Origin of the sequence: Planococcus kocurii (assembly GCF_001465835.2) — a bacterium.
GTDB lineage: Bacteria > Bacillota > Bacilli > Bacillales_A > Planococcaceae > Planococcus > Planococcus kocurii.
Genome location: NZ_CP013661.2, coordinates 138,568 through 153,938 on the forward strand (window position 1 = coordinate 138,568; position 15,371 = coordinate 153,938).

Below are 15,371 nucleotides of genomic sequence, written 5' to 3' on the forward strand. Positions count from 1 at the left end.
ATCTCTAGGTGATAAAAAAACCTTTGGAATTTTTGACAAAAATCAATAGGAATTCTTTTGTCCTAATCAATTTTTTGTTTTAAATTCGTCTGATTTCACTATTTTATACTAGTTGTAATAGCTTTCTGAAAGAGATTAACAACTTCGCGTATTCTGTTACAGTCATGCTAACACCCTTATCTACCTCTATTCTTCATTTATCTGGAAATTCCTTGTGAAATGACAAAAAAACAGAGAAGCATGGTGCGACTTCTCTGTTTTTTTTGTTGTGTTTCATTAACTCCGCATTCGGTAGTCGCAACTTTTAATATGATCATTGACCATGCCGATTGCTTGCATAAAAGAATAAGTCGTTACCGGTCCTACAAATTTAAAGCCCCGTTTTTTTAATTCTTTACTGAGCTTTACAGACAAAGCCGACTGCGCAGGAATCTGCGCATCGGTATCCCACTTGTTGTCAATTGACTTACCATCTGTAAAACTCCAAAGAAATGCTGCAAAACTACCCCATTCTCTAGAGAGATCTAAAATAGCTAGTGCATTAGTTCGTACCGATTGAAGTTTGGACCCATGCTTGATCACCGCAAAGTTTTCCTTTATAAAAGACAACTCTCCGTCCGTTAGCTCCGCACAATACGCGACGTCAAATTGGTGAAACGCTTCTCGATAAGCACCTCTCTTTGATAAAACGATATTCCACGACAATCCTGCCTGTGCGCCTTCAAGTACTAGCATCTCAAAAATGTACCGATCATCTGAGCTCACTCTGCACCATTCTTTATCATGATAGTTCTGCATGAGTGCGTTACGTTGCGCCCACAAACACCGATTCCCCATTCTCTTCCTCCATTCTTTTCGTGAAATTTAGTATTCTCGCACAGTTACTAGTTGGGACATTCCTCTATCCAAAACACATAAAAGGACACTTGCCCATCTACTGGGGCAGGCGTCCTTTTATGTAGTGTACTTAAATTAACAAGTTAAACAATAAGGAATCATTGTTAATGTCTTTATAAGGAAAGCCGTTTTCTGCCATACGTTTAACGAGTGGCTCATAGTCCTCTTGGCATTTCAATTCAATGCCCACTAAAACCGGACCTTGTTCACGATTCGTTCGTTTTGTGTATTCGAAATGCGTTATGTCGTCGGTATCGCCCAGTACCTCACCCATAAATTTACGTAGCGCACCTGCCCGTTGCGGGAAAGTGACGATGAAATAATGTTTCAAGCCTTCATAAATCAAGGACTTTTCTTTAATTTCTTGCATCCGCTCGATGTCGTTATTGCCTCCACTAATGACGCAGACAATGTTTTTTCCTTTGATCTCTTCTTTATAAAAGTCAAGAGCGGCCACGGACAAAGCGCCTGCGGGTTCCGCGACGATTGCATTTTCGTTATATAGCTGTAAAATCGTTGTACAAACTTTGCCTTCTGGAATCAATACAATATCATCTAAAACTTCTGAACAGATAGCCATAGATAGATCGCCTACTTGTTTAACTGCTGCACCGTCAACAAACGTGTCAATTGTATCAAGACGCGTGACTTTACCGTGAGTTATAGATGTTTTCATACCCGGAGCACCTTCGGGTTCGACACCGATTAGTTTTGTTTTTGGGCTAATGCCTTTTAAATAAGAACCAACCCCTGAAGCTAATCCCCCTCCGCCAATTGCACAAAACATGTAATCGATTGATTCTTGCATATCATTTAAAATTTCCACCGCAACGGTTCCTTGTCCGGCTATGATTCGGTTGTCATTAAAGGGATGGACAAATATTTTTTCTTCAGCGTTACAATATGCCATTGCTGCTGTAAACGAGTCATCAAACGTATCTCCTACCAATTCAACCGATACTTGGTCACCGCCAAAACGTTTTACTTGAGAAATTTTTTGGCGTGGTGTTGTTAAAGGCATAAAGATTTTCCCTTCGATGCCAAGGGCAAAGCACGAATACGCAACACCTTGTGCATGGTTGCCCGCACTGGCACAAACAACGCCTTTAGCACGTTCAGAAGCATTTAGACTACGGATAAAATTGTAAGCACCGCGCAACTTAAATGAACGAACAATTTGAAGATCTTCTCGTTTTAAATACACATTGCATTCATACCGTGCAGACAGCAATTCGTTTTTTTGCAAAGGTGTCTTGATGACAACATCTTTGAGCGCCTGGTTGGCTACCATAATTTCTTCTACCGATACTTTAGTTAACGTTACTTCTCTCTCAAGCTCTTTGATGTTGCTCTTAGTCATAGTTGTCACCCTCTTTTTTTAATTTATCTCACTACTCTACCACATCGAAGCGTCAAATTGGAGAGAAAATTGCGACAATTAAACAAAAAGTTAACGGATTAATATTTTGCTCCTGCTTCCTTCTACAGTAAAGTTTACAGCTAGACGCACAAACAAGAGAGGAGAATCCATAGCTTCTACTAGTTTATACGTCTATTGACATTGGATTCTATTTATTTAACATCCTTAATAATTGCTGACTGCACGCATCATCAGACAGTTGAATATCTTCCAAAAGAATTATACATCAACCAACATTCAAGATGAATATCATTTCATCAATCGATACCAGAAATCATTCCTCTAATTATTCAATTGCTTGCAAAAATGAATATTATTCGTTAGCGTGAGTATAAATAAAAGGGTCGAATGATGAATGCTCATTAATATATTCATTTCAAACCACACTATTCAAAATCTTAGTTTCAGTGACAGTAAGATTGAAGTTGCTCTTACAGAAAGTAGAATAGTTGAATAATCCGAACTTATAAGCTGTTATTTAGTTTAGTAGGACTTAGCATGCAGTTAAGCTGATAAATAGAAACCCCCTCTTGCTATTTACAAGAGGGGGTTTCTATTTATTCTTTTGCTGCTACTCGATAAGCTGTAGTTACTTTGCCATCTGTTGCTTCATCAGCTATGAATGAACCATTTGAATACCGATCTACATTTTTCAATGCGTTAGCGACCAGCGGAATTCGAATGCCTTTGTCGGTTTCTAAAATGATTTCCTCTTTCCCTGTTGCACCAATAACGGCAACTACACGATGAGGGTTCGACTTTAGTTCACGTAGCATAACTACGCCACGCTTCGCACGACTGCCACTTTCAAACTCCTGCAGCTTCATTTTCTTCGCTGAACCACGATGAGTAATGAGGACAAGTTCCTGTTTAACTTCTGGATCGATTAGAACAGCAGATACAGCTTCGTCATCATCTTTCAAGTTGACGCCTTTAACGCCCCCTGTTCGAAGTCCAGTAAGTGGCACTTCGTCTAATGGGAAACGAACACCGTAAGCTTGTTTCGTACCAATGAATAATTCAGTTTCTTTCGTAACTAATGCTGCATAAATCATAGAATCACCAGACTTAAGATTCATGGTTTTAATCGTTCTTGAATACCGTTGAATCTGATAATCTTTCAATGCTGACCGTTTGACTTGACCCATTTTTGAGACAGTTAAAATACTGCCATCTGTTTCAAAATTCTCAAATGGATAAACAGCAAGTATAGATTCATTCGCCTCTAGTTGAATAATACTTGATAAATGTTGGCCTAAGTCTTTCCATTTGATATCAGGCAACTCGTTAATTGGCTGGAAAACAAAGTTACCTGCTGTAGTAAAAATTAGAATTGTATGCTGTGTATTCAGATTGCCTTCAAATAGCAATCGATCCGACTCTTTCATTGCAAAATCTTTGCCATTCGAAGCGGCGTGTGAACGTGTACTCGTACGTTTTACATACCCTTCTCTAGTAACAGTTACCACCACTTCTTCACTTGGAATCATGATTTCACGTGTAATGGTAATCTCTTCGATTTTATCTTCAATAACCGAACGACGCGGCTCTGCAAATTGCTTTCGAATACTGGCCAATTCTTTTTTGATAATATTTTTTAATTTAGTTGAACTAGTTAAGATTCCTGTTAGTTCAGCAATCAGTTTTTTTAAATCGCTTTCTTCTTTTTGCAGGTCGGTAATATCGGTATTGGTCAATCGGTATAGTTGCAAAGAAACAATCGCTTCCGCTTGTGCCTCTGAAAAATCATAAGACGCAATTAAATTATTTTTGGCATCGCGCTTGTCTGTTGAAGAACGGATGGTTTTAATAACTTTATCAAGAATCGACAGAGCTTTCATCAAGCCTTCGACAATGTGCATGCGGTCACTAGCTTTTTGCAAATCAAATTCAGAACGTTTCGTAATAACCTCTTTCTGGTGTTCAATATAAGCATCTAACATAGTCTGCAAAGTCATCATCGTTGGACGACGCTTGTAGATTGCTACCATGTTAAAGTTGTAGCTGACTTGTAAATCTGTGTTTTTATAAAGATAGCTCAAAATCCCTTGTGCTTGTACATCTTTTTTCAATTCAATTACAATGCGCAATCCCGTTCTGTCGGATTCGTCGCGCACTTCCGAAATACCTTCGAGTTTACGATCAAAGCGATGATCGTCAATTTTTTTAATCATTGTCGCTTTATTCACTTCAAACGGAATTTCCGTAATGACAATTTGTTCCTTGCCACCTTTTAACGGTTCTATTTGAGCTTTTGAACGAACGATAATTTTACCTTTTCCGGTCTCATAAGCTTTTTTAATCCCGTCGATCCCTTGAATAATACCACCTGTTGGAAAATCTGGACCTTTTATGACAGTCATTAGTTCAGCAACAGTCGCTTGCGGATTGTCTATGCGCATCAATACAGCGTCAAGAGCTTCATGCAACGCATGCGGCGGAATATCGGTCGCGTATCCAGCAGAAATTCCTGTCGATCCGTTAACTAAAAGGTTCGGAAAACGTGCCGGTAAAACGGTTGGTTCCATGTCCGAATCATCAAAATTTGGGATAAAATCCACTGTACGTTTATCAATGTCGCGCAGCAACTCAGAAGAAATAGCAGACAAACGAGCTTCCGTATAACGCATCGCAGCTGGTGAGTCACCGTCCATTGACCCGTTATTTCCATGCATTTCAACGAGCATGTGACGGATTTTCCAGTCCTGGCTTAAACGCACCATCGCTTCATAAACAGAGCTGTCTCCGTGTGGATGGTAGTTACCTATAACATTACCGACAGTTTTGGCCGATTTACGAAACGCTTTATCGTTGGTATTGCCTTCATGATACATTGCGTATAAAATGCGGCGCTGAACAGGTTTTAATCCATCACGAGCATCTGGAAGTGCTCGGTCCTGGATAATGTATTTACTATACCGGCCAAACCGATCGCCAATTACTTCTTCTAATGGCAAATCTTGAAATCGTTCGGTTTGTGTCATACAACTTCCTCCTCAGCGTGAATCAAATCATTTTCAAGTATGTTGCTGTCATCTTCTAATCCAAAGTCGACGTTGTTTTCAATCCATCGTCTTCTTGGTTCAACTTTATCCCCCATCAACGTAGTAATGCCGCGCTCTGCACGCGCACTATCTTCAATCGTTACACGAATAAGTGTACGGGTTTCGGGGTTCATCGTCGTTTCCCATAATTGGTCTGCGTTCATCTCGCCCAAACCTTTATAGCGCTGCAAGGTGTAGCCTTTACCAACTTTTTTAATCGATGCATCTAGATCGGCTTCCGTCCAGGCATAGTCGATTACTTCTTTTTTACCGACACCTCGAGAAACTTTGTATAACGGCGGCAAGGCGATAAACACTTTGCCCGCCTCTATTAATGGCTTCATGTAACGGAAGAAAAACGTCAAAAGTAGCACTTGGATATGCGCGCCATCAGTATCAGCATCGGTCATGATAATGACTTTATTGTAGGCAATGTCATCGATTGAAAAGTCGGAAGAAACACCCCCACCAATTGCATGGATAATCGTCGAAATCTCTTCGTTTTTCATAATTTCTTCCAATTTGGCTTTTTCGGTATTCACAACCTTACCGCGCAGTGGCAGAATAGCTTGGAAAGTTCTGTCGCGTCCTTGTTTTGCAGAACCACCGGCAGAGTCTCCCTCCACAAGGTACAGTTCATTTTTAGAAGCGTTACGAGATTGGGCAGGTGTTAATTTGCCAGATAGTAATGCATCTGATTTTTTGCGTTTTTTGCCGTTTCGCGCGTCTTCTCGTGCTTTTCGAGCTGCCAAACGAGCTTGAGACGCACGAATTGCTTTCCGCACAAGCGAAGCACTAAGTTCTGCATTTTCTTCCAAAAAGTACATTAACTTTTGTGAAACGACTGAATCGACAATGCTGCGGGCTTCACTCGTCCCTAGTTTACTTTTTGTTTGACCTTCAAACTGTAGCATTGCTTCTGGAATACGCACTGAAATAATCGCTGCTAATCCTTCGCGAATATCAGAGCCTTCTAAGTTTTTATCTTTGTCTTTTAATAAATTAATCTTTCTAGCGTAATCATTAAAAACACGTGTCATAGCTGCTTTTGCACCAGTTTCATGCGTACCACCATCACGAGTCCGGACGTTGTTAACGAACGATAAGATGGTTTCAGAATAGCCATCGTTAAACTGGAACGAAAATTCGATTTCCATTTCGTCCTGCTGACCTTCGATGTAAGCTACTGGATGCAGCACATCTTTTTCTTCGTTGAGGTAAGCGACAAATGCCTCAATTCCTGTTTCGTAATGAAAAATGTCTTTGGCTTGTGTTCGTTGATCGACTAACTCGATTTTTAGTCCTTTTAATAAGAAAGCAGACTCACGCAATCGTTCAGAAAGCGTTTCATAATTGTATTTAGAGACAGAGAAAATAGACTCATCTGGCAAGAAATGAATCATTGTGCCTGTTTCTTTTGTCGAACCAATTTCCTCTAAAGTTGTGGCAGGCTTGCCACCCTTTTCAAAGCGCTGGCGATATTTTTTGCCGTCACGGTAAATGGTCACTTCTAAAAAACTGGATAAGGCGTTGACGACAGATGCGCCAACACCATGCAAACCACCACTTGTTTTATAGCCACCTTGTCCGAACTTGCCGCCTGCATGCAAGACTGTCAGAATTACTTCAGGTGTAGGTTTCCCGCTCCGGTGCATACCGGTAGGCATACCACGCCCAAAATCCCTCACACTGATGCTGTTGTCTTCGTGAATCGTAACGGCAATTTTATCTCCGTGTCCTGCAAGCGCTTCATCTACCGAGTTGTCCACAATTTCATAGACCAAATGGTGAAGTCCTCGCGTATCTGTAGAACCGATATACATACCCGGACGTTTTCGAACGGCATCTAAGCCTTCGAGTACTTGAATTGCTTCTTCGTTGTATGCCGTATTTTGAATTTTAGCCATCTAATTCCCTCCAACAAACATTTGTTCGCTTTTTAATCTCTCTTTATCGTATTCTATTTCCAGGTCATCTGTCAAACTTCATAGAAAAAGAGCGCCGAGCGCCCTTTAGCGGTGATGCCTTATTTCAGAATGGCGTGTTCCACTTTGACACAACGATCCATAATGACAGTATAGCCTGCATCACTGAGTCGATTAAAGACATTTTCATCTACTACATTTAGTTGTGTCCAAAATACAGGACACTCCATTTTCATAAATTCATTTGCGATATCTTCTAGAAACTCACTGCGCCTAAACACGTTAACGATATCTACTTTGCCCGGAATGTCACTTAACGAAGCATAACTTTTCTCACCCAGCACAACATCTGCTAGTGGATTTACCGGAATGATACGATATCCTGCTCGTTGCATAGATTCTGAGACGATATAGGAAGTTCTGCTAGGGTTTGGGCTAAGGCCAACAACCGCAATGGTTTTTGCCTGATCGAGTATTTTTTTAATTTCTACACGGCTAGGATTGTTCAAAATCATCACCTGTCCTTTTTATTCTATCATACACGATTTTGTTCTGTCTGTTGAATAATGTGTCGTCTATTGTTTAAAGAACTTCAGTCATGGTAAACTAAAACTACAAAATAAGCTTGTTGTAAAGGAGTTCCTCATGACGATATTGCTGCCTATTCTATTAGCTTACCTGCTTGGCTCGATTCCTTCTGCCTTATGGATCGGAAAATTATTCTATAACACAGACATCCGCACAAAAGGAAGTGGCAATTTAGGAGCTACAAATACCTTTCGGACACTCGGAAAAAAAGCAGGAATTGTTGTAACAATACTAGATATCTTAAAAGGAACAGCGGCTACACTAATTCCTTTTTATATCGCTACTGATATTCATCCCTTATTACTTGGTGTCATTGCTGTTATTGGTCACATTTATCCCGTGTTTGCTAAGTTTAAAGGAGGCAAAGCAGTTGCCACTTCTGGCGGCATTTTGATCGGTTATCAATGGCCATTGTTTATTATGGCGGTAGCTGTGTTCTTAGTTGCATTAAAAATCACAAAAATGGTATCATTATCTTCAATTATATTGGCGGTCGTTTTTATCGTTTACATTTCCATTTACACAATTTTTTCAGCAGATTACTTGTTTATGGCCGTGATTTATGTTTTAGCGCTATTCATTATTTTCCGTCACCGCGCCAACATTACCCGAATTCGAGCTGGCACGGAACCCAAAATCAGCTGGATGTAACCAGTGGAAGGACGTGTAATATGCAAATTAACATTAGCAACGACGCTCTCGATTGGTTTAAAAAAGAAATGGAAGTCGTATCCGGAGAAGCTGTTCGCTTTTTTGTCCGGTATGGCGGTTCAAGCAAGCTGCAGCCTGGTTTTTCATTAGGAGTCACAAAAGATCAACCAAATGAAATAGCAGCCAAAGTAGAGCAAGATAAAGTTATTTACTTTGTCGAACAAAACGATGTTTGGTATTTTGACGGACACAATCTTGATGTCAGTGTTAACGATGACTTACACGAACTCGATTATTCATACACAAAATAAAAAAGCATGAGCTATTCATGCTTTTTTATTTTGCAGTTTATTCAGTTGGTCTAAATGGCCCTCACGTTGCAAAATTTCACGTTGGCGTTCGCCAAACAAATCAAAATGCGGATAATCCCCCCGTAAATCCATCCATTGACGTTGCAATCCGTACTGTTTCCCCCAAGTTTCCAACTTATTTAAGTCGCAGCACCCCACTTTTGTGACCGTACTGCAGCCTGGGAAACGATCGTCTACCCAATAATGAGTCAAAAATGAAATTTCACCGCTCTCGACTCCTTGTTTCCAACGTTCGAGTTCGTATCGTTTAATTCCGAACGCCATCTGGCACCTGCTTTTTGATTTCTTCGTATTTTTTATGCCATTCGGGGTTAACTTTTTGAATGGAAATCGGTCGGAATGACTCTTTTTTAACAACAATATGCTCAGACATTGCGGTTGCGGCAATTGTTCCGTCTTCGTGAATGATTTCATAGCCGTATTTTGTCCGCAAACGGCCGTGCTCCTCTACCCATGTTCGCACAAACGCTTTTTGGCCATATCGTAGAGCTGCCTTGTATTGAATGGAGATATCCATTACGGGCGATAGGTATCCATCTTTCTCCATACCAGCATATGTAAAGCCTATATCTTCAATCAACTTGGTACGTCCTATCTCTAGCCAAATAATATAATTGGCATGATAGACGACGCCCATTTGATCGGTTTCTGCGTAACGGATTTCAATTTCTTTTTCACTTATAAACATGTCTATTTCACCTCTTTATCAGTATACAAGAAATTTCTTTTTGGTTGTACCAAATCAATTTCTTTAACTCCTTGGCTACAGCAAATAACCGATTACAAAGAGAAATAAGCTGTCGGGAAATTCCCCGACAGCTTATTGAGTTGGTTCTTATACTTCTAGTAATTTGTTACGTAGTACCATTTGTAAGATACCGCCGTGACGGAAATAATCTACTTCCACTTCAGAATCAAAGCGTGCGAGTACTTGGAACTCCGTTACTTTACCGTTTTCAGCAGTAGCTGTAACCGTAAGAACGTCGCGTGGTTTCACGTCATCAGTTAAGTTAACGCTGATTGTTTCGTGTCCAGTTAATCCAAGAGAATCTGCGCTTTCACCGTTGACGAATTGCAACGGTAAAACACCCATCATCACGAGGTTTGAACGGTGAATACGCTCATAGCTTTCTGCGATAACTGTTTTGATGCCTAAAAGGAAGGTTCCTTTAGCTGCCCAGTCACGAGAAGAACCCATGCCGTAATCTTTACCAGTCAAGACTACAAGTCCTGTGCCTTGTTCCTGATACTTCATCGCTGCGTCATAAATCGCCATTGTTTCGCCCGTTGGCCAGTAAGTTGTATACCCACCAGTTGTCCCTGGAGCTACTTGGTTACGGATACGGATGTTCGCAAATGTTCCGCGCATCATGACTTCGTGGTTACCACGACGAGATCCGTAAGAGTTAAAGTTACGAGGCTCAACGCCGTTTTCACGAAGGTATAGACCTGCTGGCGTATCTTTACCAATCGCACCAGCTGGTGAAATATGGTCAGTCGTGATAGAATCTGCGAATTTCGCAACGACACGTAGACCAGATAATGCTTGAATTGGTGCTGGCTCTTTAGATAAGCCTTCAAAGAATGGCGGGTTTTGGATATAAGTTGATGTCGAATCAAACTCATACAAAGAATCGTCATTTGTTTCGATTGCATTCCATGCTTCGTTTTCGTTAAATACATGCTCGTATTCTTTACGGAACAATTCTGGAGTAACCGTATCTTTAACTGTTTTTTTGATTTCTTCAGTTGTTGGCCAGATGTCTTTGAAGAAGACATCTTTACCTTCTTTGTCTTTACCAATTGGATCTACTGCAAAGTCGATATCCACTGTTCCAGCAAGTGCATAAGCTACAACTAGCATTGGAGATGCCAAGTAGTTTGCTTTGACAAGTGGGTGAATACGTCCTTCAAAGTTACGGTTACCAGACAATACAGACGATACCAGTAAATCGTTATCAAGAATTGCTTCTTCGATTTCTGGAAGCAATGGACCTGAGTTACCGATACATGTTGTACAGCCATATCCGACTAAGTTAAAGCCGATTTGGTTCATGTAATCTAGTAAACCAGAATCGTTCAAGTAACCTGTAACGACTTTAGATCCTGGAGCTAATGAAGTTTTCACATAAGCAGGTGGAGTTAATCCTTTTTCTACTGCTTTTTTCGCTACTAATCCAGCACCTAGCATTACGTATGGGTTAGAAGTGTTTGTACAAGACGTAATTGCTGCAATTGCCAGTGCACCGGTCTTCATTTCAGCAGTTCTGCCGTCTTTAAAGTTAACCGTTGCTGTTTTCGCAATTTCTGCTTCATCAAGTGCAAAACCATGTGGCCCTTCTTCGCCTGTTACAGCTTTGTTGAACTCAGTTTTCATTTGAGATAACGGAATCAAATCTTGTGGACGTTTCGGTCCTGCAAGGTTTGGTTCGATTTCAGTAAGGTCAATTTCCACAAGGTCTGTGTAGATTGGTTCTTCGTTATCGACTGTAAAGAACATGTCGTTTGCTTGCAAATAGGTTTTTGTTACAGCAATTTGATCTGCATCACGTGCAGTTAAACGCATGTAATCTAGTGCTTCTTCATCTACTGGGAAGAATCCGCAAGTAGCGCCGTATTCTGGAGCCATGTTGGCAATTGTTGCACGGTCAGCAAGTGGCAGTGTTGTAACACCAGGGCCGAAGAACTCAACAAATTTACCAACTACGCCTTTTTTACGTAATGTTTGTGTCACTTTTAATGCCAAATCGGTAGCTGTTGCACCGTTTGGAAGTTCGCCAGTCATTTTAACGCCGATAACTTCTGGAATTGGGAAGTAAGAAGGTTGTCCGAGCATGCCCGCTTCAGCTTCAATACCACCAACGCCCCATCCAAGAACACCGATTCCGTTGATCATTGTCGTATGTGAATCTGTTCCAACTAATGTATCAGGGAAAGTTTCAAATGTACCGTCAGTGTTTTCAACTGCATGGACAACATTTGCCAAGTACTCAAGGTTAACTTGGTGAACGATACCTGTTGCAGGTGGAACTGCACGGTAGTTGTCGTATGCTTTTTGAGCCCAGCTAAGGAACTGGTAACGCTCGGCGTTGCGATCAAACTCGAGCTCCATGTTGATGCGCAGTGCATCTTCTGTCCCGTAATTATCCACTTGAACCGAGTGATCAATAACAAGATCGACTGGAATTTCAGGGTTGATTTTGTTTGGGTCTCCACCCATTTCAGCCATTGCTGAACGAAGTGCGGCCAAATCAACGACTACTGGTACGCCTGTGAAATCTTGCAAGATAACGCGTGAAGGTTTGAATGGAACTTCTGCCTCTTTGTTCGCATCTTTGCCCCATTTTGCTAATTCTTCTACGTGCTCGTCTTTGATAACATATCCATCATGCTGACGCAATACAGATTCCAATAGAACTTTAATCGAATAAGGAAGGCGTGATACTTTAGCGATCCCTGCTTCTTCTAATGCAGCTAAACGATAATAATTATACGTTTTGCCGTTAAGCTCAAAAGAAGTGCGGCTGTTGTGCAAGCTGCTCTTTGCCATATGTGTTTTCCTCCTTTGAATCTTCTGAAAAGCCCGTGGTAGCGCTTCTCTCCTCTTCTATCATACCGAATGCAGGAGCATAAGTAAATTACATTAAAATTATAGAATGTGATAAGTTTTTTGAATGACTATTCTTTTTCGCCATCAAGTTTTCTTAAGGTCTTCTCTAACTGCTTGAAGTGACGCTTTTCATGCAGTCCAACAAATGGAAACCATTGGCTCAGTGGAACTTTTCCGAATACCGGATGATCCATTGATTTTTGCGCAAGTTGTTCCGGCGTTGCTAAACCATATACTTCGTACAAGAAATTATGCGAGTCATTTAATCGCTTTTTCATTTCTTCTAGTGTGACAAAATCGTTTGTAGGAATCACATTTTTAGGCGCCTCCACTTTAAACGACCGATTGGCTGTTAATGCAATTGGTTTTTTAAGAGCTTTTTCACTGGCATCATTTTTAAGTTCTAAGGAAACACCTTTTGCAACCGTCGTTTCCATAAGTTGAAGATGATCTAAAATCTGAAGAGCTGACCATTCTTCCGCTGATGGTTTCTGGTTTAGTTTTTCATCCGTCATCCCTTCTACTGCCTGAAGAATTTGATTTCTGATTTTCGCATTATCTTCTTTGAACATGTTTTTTTCCACCTTTTTTGTCTGATTGCCTATCTCTCTTAACATACCCTAATCTATTCGAATTATATACATTGTTTCGGAACGATTTCCTTGTTACCTACAACAACGCGATACATTTTCCCTAGTTGATCGTGGTACTGCGATCAACTAGGGAAAATACGTTCTATTTTTCTGAATTAATGGTATAATTTAAGGAAATCCATTTAGAAGAGGTGACGCATAATGCCTTATGGTTATGAAAAATTCCGACTGGATAACGGCATTAGTCCGAATACGGTTGTTCATGAAGTCCAATTGATTCGCTCGCTCTTCGCCTTTCTGAGACATACCTATAAAAAACCGGTAGAACCGCATGACATCCGTCCTTCTGACATCCAACAGTTTCTCCAGGACCAGCATGCATCCGGTATTAAAGACAGTACGTTGAACCGCAAACTAATTTACATTAGAAGATGGTTTGATTATATGTGGCAAATTGGACGCATACCAAACGATTTTATGCCCAAATTTAAATTTAATCGAAAGCTTGACTTGACGCCTTCTGATATCTATTTAAATTATGAAGATTTGCTGAAAAAGAAAGACGCTGTGCTGCAAACTGACAGTTTGTCGTTAAATGCCAAAATTCTCTATATTTTATATCTACGTGGCCTTCGACTTCGAGATATGGTTACCATCGATGTTGATAATTTTGATGACGGCAATGGACAACTGACTTTAATCGTCGAGAAAAAAGACGGCTATCAATGCCGCCTAGAATTTTTAGACAAAGAGATTCCCGTCATGCTTGACGGAATCGAACGTGCTGTATTTCGTGGTACGCCGTATTTATTGTCATCTAAAGTGAAAAACGAATACACCTTATTTCAGATGGGCTCGCTATCTGATTACACAGAAGCGCTATCCTCTTTTGTTGGCATGCCCATGCGCTCTGGCGATATCCGCTTTGCTTATGTTCATTATCTCTATTCAGTGAAACATAAAAACTTGGAAGACATTCAAGAAATACTTGGCGTCTCGATTGACTCAGCATCGCGTATCCTCAAAGACTCGCTCGTTCGACTGAAAAAAAGAGAAAGTGGCACAAATTAAAACAGCCTATCCCCGTGTAAATAGGGATAGGCTGTTTTACTAGTTCCAATCATGTGAAAAAACCAAAGTCCAAAGCAAAATTTAAAATAAGCAATGTATGAATTGCGACAAAAATCATTGCTTGTCTATTCAATTTCTCAACATTTTCGTATTGCATATGGACCACCCTCTCTTCTTAATAGTCTGATTATACTGAAAAGTTATTACAATAGCAAGAATTTTTTCTCCAAAGCGAGCTGCAAAAATTAACTATTTGAGTGTTGTTCGCAAGCTTGCGGTATACTTATAGTTACTTGCGAAAGGAGTGCTTACTATGAAAAAAGCATTGTTGGTAGTAGATTACACAGTAGATTTTGTAGCAGATGATGGGGCCTTAACATGTGGAAAACCCGGACAAGTTATTGAAGAGAAAATTTGTTCCTTGACTGAGGAATTTCTAGAAGATGGCGAGTTAGTCATCATGCCGGTGGATTTGCACGAAGAAAATGATGCCTTTCACCCAGAAGCAAAACTGTTTCCTCCTCATAACATAAGAGGAACTTACGGTCGCAAATTATATGGACGTCTTGCAGATGTTTATGAAACACATAGTGAAAAGATCGTTTGGATGGATAAAACTAGGTATAGTGCTTTTGCTGGTACTCATTTAGAGTTACTTCTACGCGAACGAAAAATTGAAGAAATTCATATTGTTGGCGTCTGTACGGATATCTGCGTATTACATACAGCAGTCGATGCGTACAACAAAGGTTTCACCATTTATATTCATGAAAAAGGGGTTGCAAGTTTTGATCAAGCGGGGCATGACTGGGCTTTGCGCCACTTCAGCACAACCTTAGGCGCACATCTTTTATAAGTTTTTTATGTTTTTATGTTTCAAATGTCCTGAATAAGGTTATATCTAAAGTGTAGCAATTATACATTACCTTAAAAGGAGCTGGAAAAAATGGGTATTATTTTATATCTAATTATGGGTGGTATCATCGGTTGGATCGCAGGAATGATTCTTGGTAAAGATGTACCAGGCGGTATCATTGGTAACATTATCGCAGGTATCGTCGGTGCTTGGTTAGGCGGATTGATTCTTGGAGATTTAGGTCCAGCTATTTGGGGCGTAGCGATTATCCCAGCATTAATTGGTGCTTTGATCTTCGTATTTGTACTAAGCCTGATTATGGGTTCTATGAGAAAAAGATCATAA

The 15,371-nt window shown here is 40.4% G+C and carries 14 protein-coding genes; 5 read left to right on the forward strand and 9 right to left on the reverse strand.

From position 1 onward, the window contains the following. Nucleotides 1-276 precede the first annotated feature (276 nt). The 5 genes from AUO94_RS00720 to AUO94_RS00740 all read right to left on the reverse strand — a co-directional run bounded on the left by AUO94_RS00720 (nt 277) and on the right by AUO94_RS00740 (nt 7,801). Complete coding sequence (locus tag AUO94_RS00720; RefSeq protein WP_058385450.1) at nt 277-837, reverse strand: DNA-3-methyladenine glycosylase I; 561 nt, start codon at nt 835-837, stop codon at nt 277-279. A 130-nt stretch (nt 838-967) separates the two neighbouring features. Continuing rightward, nucleotides 968-2,257 carry a threonine ammonia-lyase IlvA gene (ilvA, locus tag AUO94_RS00725; RefSeq protein WP_058385451.1) on the reverse strand — a complete coding sequence of 430 codons (1,290 nt, stop codon included), beginning with the start codon at nt 2,255-2,257 and terminating at the stop codon, nt 968-970. Between the two features lie 617 nt (nt 2,258-2,874). Further along, a complete protein-coding gene (gene parC / locus AUO94_RS00730; protein WP_058385452.1) occupies nt 2,875-5,301 on the reverse strand; it encodes a DNA topoisomerase IV subunit A in 2,427 nt (808 codons plus the stop codon). Next, nucleotides 5,298-7,268, reverse strand: coding sequence for a DNA topoisomerase IV subunit B (gene parE / locus AUO94_RS00735; protein ID WP_058385453.1), 1,971 nt, complete (start codon nt 7,266-7,268; stop codon nt 5,298-5,300). The genes parC and parE overlap by 4 nt, the downstream gene beginning before the upstream one ends. A gap of 119 nt (nt 7,269-7,387) precedes the next feature. Then, nucleotides 7,388-7,801 (reverse strand): CoA-binding protein, encoded by a 414-nt coding sequence (locus AUO94_RS00740; RefSeq protein ID WP_058385454.1) that lies wholly within the window; start codon nt 7,799-7,801, stop codon nt 7,388-7,390. Between the two features lie 130 nt (nt 7,802-7,931). On the opposite strand from AUO94_RS00740, the gene plsY reads away from it, so the two are divergent. Together plsY and AUO94_RS00750 are read left to right on the forward strand one after the other, a co-directional pair. After that, nucleotides 7,932-8,525 (forward strand): glycerol-3-phosphate 1-O-acyltransferase PlsY, encoded by a 594-nt coding sequence (gene plsY, locus AUO94_RS00745; RefSeq protein ID WP_058385455.1) that lies wholly within the window; start codon nt 7,932-7,934, stop codon nt 8,523-8,525. 20 nt (nt 8,526-8,545) lie between these two features. Beyond that, nucleotides 8,546-8,836: a HesB/YadR/YfhF family protein gene (locus AUO94_RS00750; RefSeq protein ID WP_058385456.1), complete on the forward strand. Its 291-nt coding sequence runs from the start codon at nt 8,546-8,548 to the stop codon at nt 8,834-8,836. A gap of 15 nt (nt 8,837-8,851) precedes the next feature. Here AUO94_RS00750 and AUO94_RS00755 read toward each other — a convergent pair whose 3' ends face one another. The 4 genes from AUO94_RS00755 to AUO94_RS00770 all read right to left on the reverse strand — a co-directional run bounded on the left by AUO94_RS00755 (nt 8,852) and on the right by AUO94_RS00770 (nt 13,078). Then, complete coding sequence (locus tag AUO94_RS00755; RefSeq protein ID WP_058385457.1) at nt 8,852-9,160, reverse strand: hypothetical protein; 309 nt, start codon at nt 9,158-9,160, stop codon at nt 8,852-8,854. After that, on the reverse strand, nt 9,144-9,584 hold the full coding sequence (locus tag AUO94_RS00760; protein WP_058385458.1) for an acyl-CoA thioesterase: 441 nt from the start codon (nt 9,582-9,584) through the stop codon (nt 9,144-9,146). Before AUO94_RS00760 ends, AUO94_RS00755 begins: the two co-directional genes overlap by 17 nt. A 147-nt stretch (nt 9,585-9,731) precedes the next feature. Next, the gene (acnA, locus tag AUO94_RS00765; RefSeq protein WP_058385459.1) at nt 9,732-12,446 is read right to left on the reverse strand and encodes an aconitate hydratase AcnA; all 2,715 of its coding nucleotides are present in this window, start codon (nt 12,444-12,446) and stop codon (nt 9,732-9,734) included. A gap of 128 nt (nt 12,447-12,574) precedes the next feature. Continuing rightward, nucleotides 12,575-13,078: a DinB family protein gene (locus AUO94_RS00770; RefSeq protein WP_058385460.1), complete on the reverse strand. Its 504-nt coding sequence runs from the start codon at nt 13,076-13,078 to the stop codon at nt 12,575-12,577. Nucleotides 13,079-13,300: 222 nt separating this feature from the next. Here AUO94_RS00770 and AUO94_RS00775 point away from each other — a divergent pair, with 222 nt between their 5' ends. From AUO94_RS00775 to AUO94_RS00785, 3 genes are all read left to right on the forward strand, one after another. Further along, nucleotides 13,301-14,170 carry a tyrosine-type recombinase/integrase gene (locus tag AUO94_RS00775; protein WP_058385461.1) on the forward strand — a complete coding sequence of 290 codons (870 nt, stop codon included), beginning with the start codon at nt 13,301-13,303 and terminating at the stop codon, nt 14,168-14,170. Between the two features lie 313 nt (nt 14,171-14,483). Further along, a complete protein-coding gene (locus AUO94_RS00780) occupies nt 14,484-15,026 on the forward strand; it encodes a cysteine hydrolase family protein (RefSeq protein ID WP_058385462.1) in 543 nt (180 codons plus the stop codon). A gap of 90 nt (nt 15,027-15,116) precedes the next feature. Further along, nucleotides 15,117-15,371 (forward strand): GlsB/YeaQ/YmgE family stress response membrane protein, encoded by a 255-nt coding sequence (locus tag AUO94_RS00785; protein WP_058385463.1) that lies wholly within the window; start codon nt 15,117-15,119, stop codon nt 15,369-15,371.

Coding starts and splice junctions, on each gene's coding strand:
- AUO94_RS00720 (WP_058385450.1), bottom strand. CDS start 837: ATGGGGAATCGGTGTTTGTGGGCGCAACGTAACGCACTCATGCAGAAC.
- AUO94_RS00740 (WP_058385454.1), bottom strand. CDS start 7,801: ATGATTTTGAACAATCCTAGCCGTGTAGAAATTAAAAAAATACTCGAT.
- ilvA (WP_058385451.1), bottom strand. CDS start 2,257: ATGACTAAGAGCAACATCAAAGAGCTTGAGAGAGAAGTAACGTTAACT.
- AUO94_RS00770 (WP_058385460.1), bottom strand. CDS start 13,078: ATGTTCAAAGAAGATAATGCGAAAATCAGAAATCAAATTCTTCAGGCA.
- AUO94_RS00775 (WP_058385461.1), top strand. CDS start 13,301: ATGCCTTATGGTTATGAAAAATTCCGACTGGATAACGGCATTAGTCCG.
- AUO94_RS00750 (WP_058385456.1), top strand. CDS start 8,546: ATGCAAATTAACATTAGCAACGACGCTCTCGATTGGTTTAAAAAAGAA.
- AUO94_RS00785 (WP_058385463.1), top strand. CDS start 15,117: ATGGGTATTATTTTATATCTAATTATGGGTGGTATCATCGGTTGGATC.
- AUO94_RS00760 (WP_058385458.1), bottom strand. CDS start 9,584: ATGTTTATAAGTGAAAAAGAAATTGAAATCCGTTACGCAGAAACCGAT.
- parC (WP_058385452.1), bottom strand. CDS start 5,301: ATGACACAAACCGAACGATTTCAAGATTTGCCATTAGAAGAAGTAATT.
- parE (WP_058385453.1), bottom strand. CDS start 7,268: ATGGCTAAAATTCAAAATACGGCATACAACGAAGAAGCAATTCAAGTA.
- plsY (WP_058385455.1), top strand. CDS start 7,932: ATGACGATATTGCTGCCTATTCTATTAGCTTACCTGCTTGGCTCGATT.
- acnA (WP_058385459.1), bottom strand. CDS start 12,446: ATGGCAAAGAGCAGCTTGCACAACAGCCGCACTTCTTTTGAGCTTAAC.
- AUO94_RS00755 (WP_058385457.1), bottom strand. CDS start 9,160: ATGGCGTTCGGAATTAAACGATACGAACTCGAACGTTGGAAACAAGGA.
- AUO94_RS00780 (WP_058385462.1), top strand. CDS start 14,484: ATGAAAAAAGCATTGTTGGTAGTAGATTACACAGTAGATTTTGTAGCA.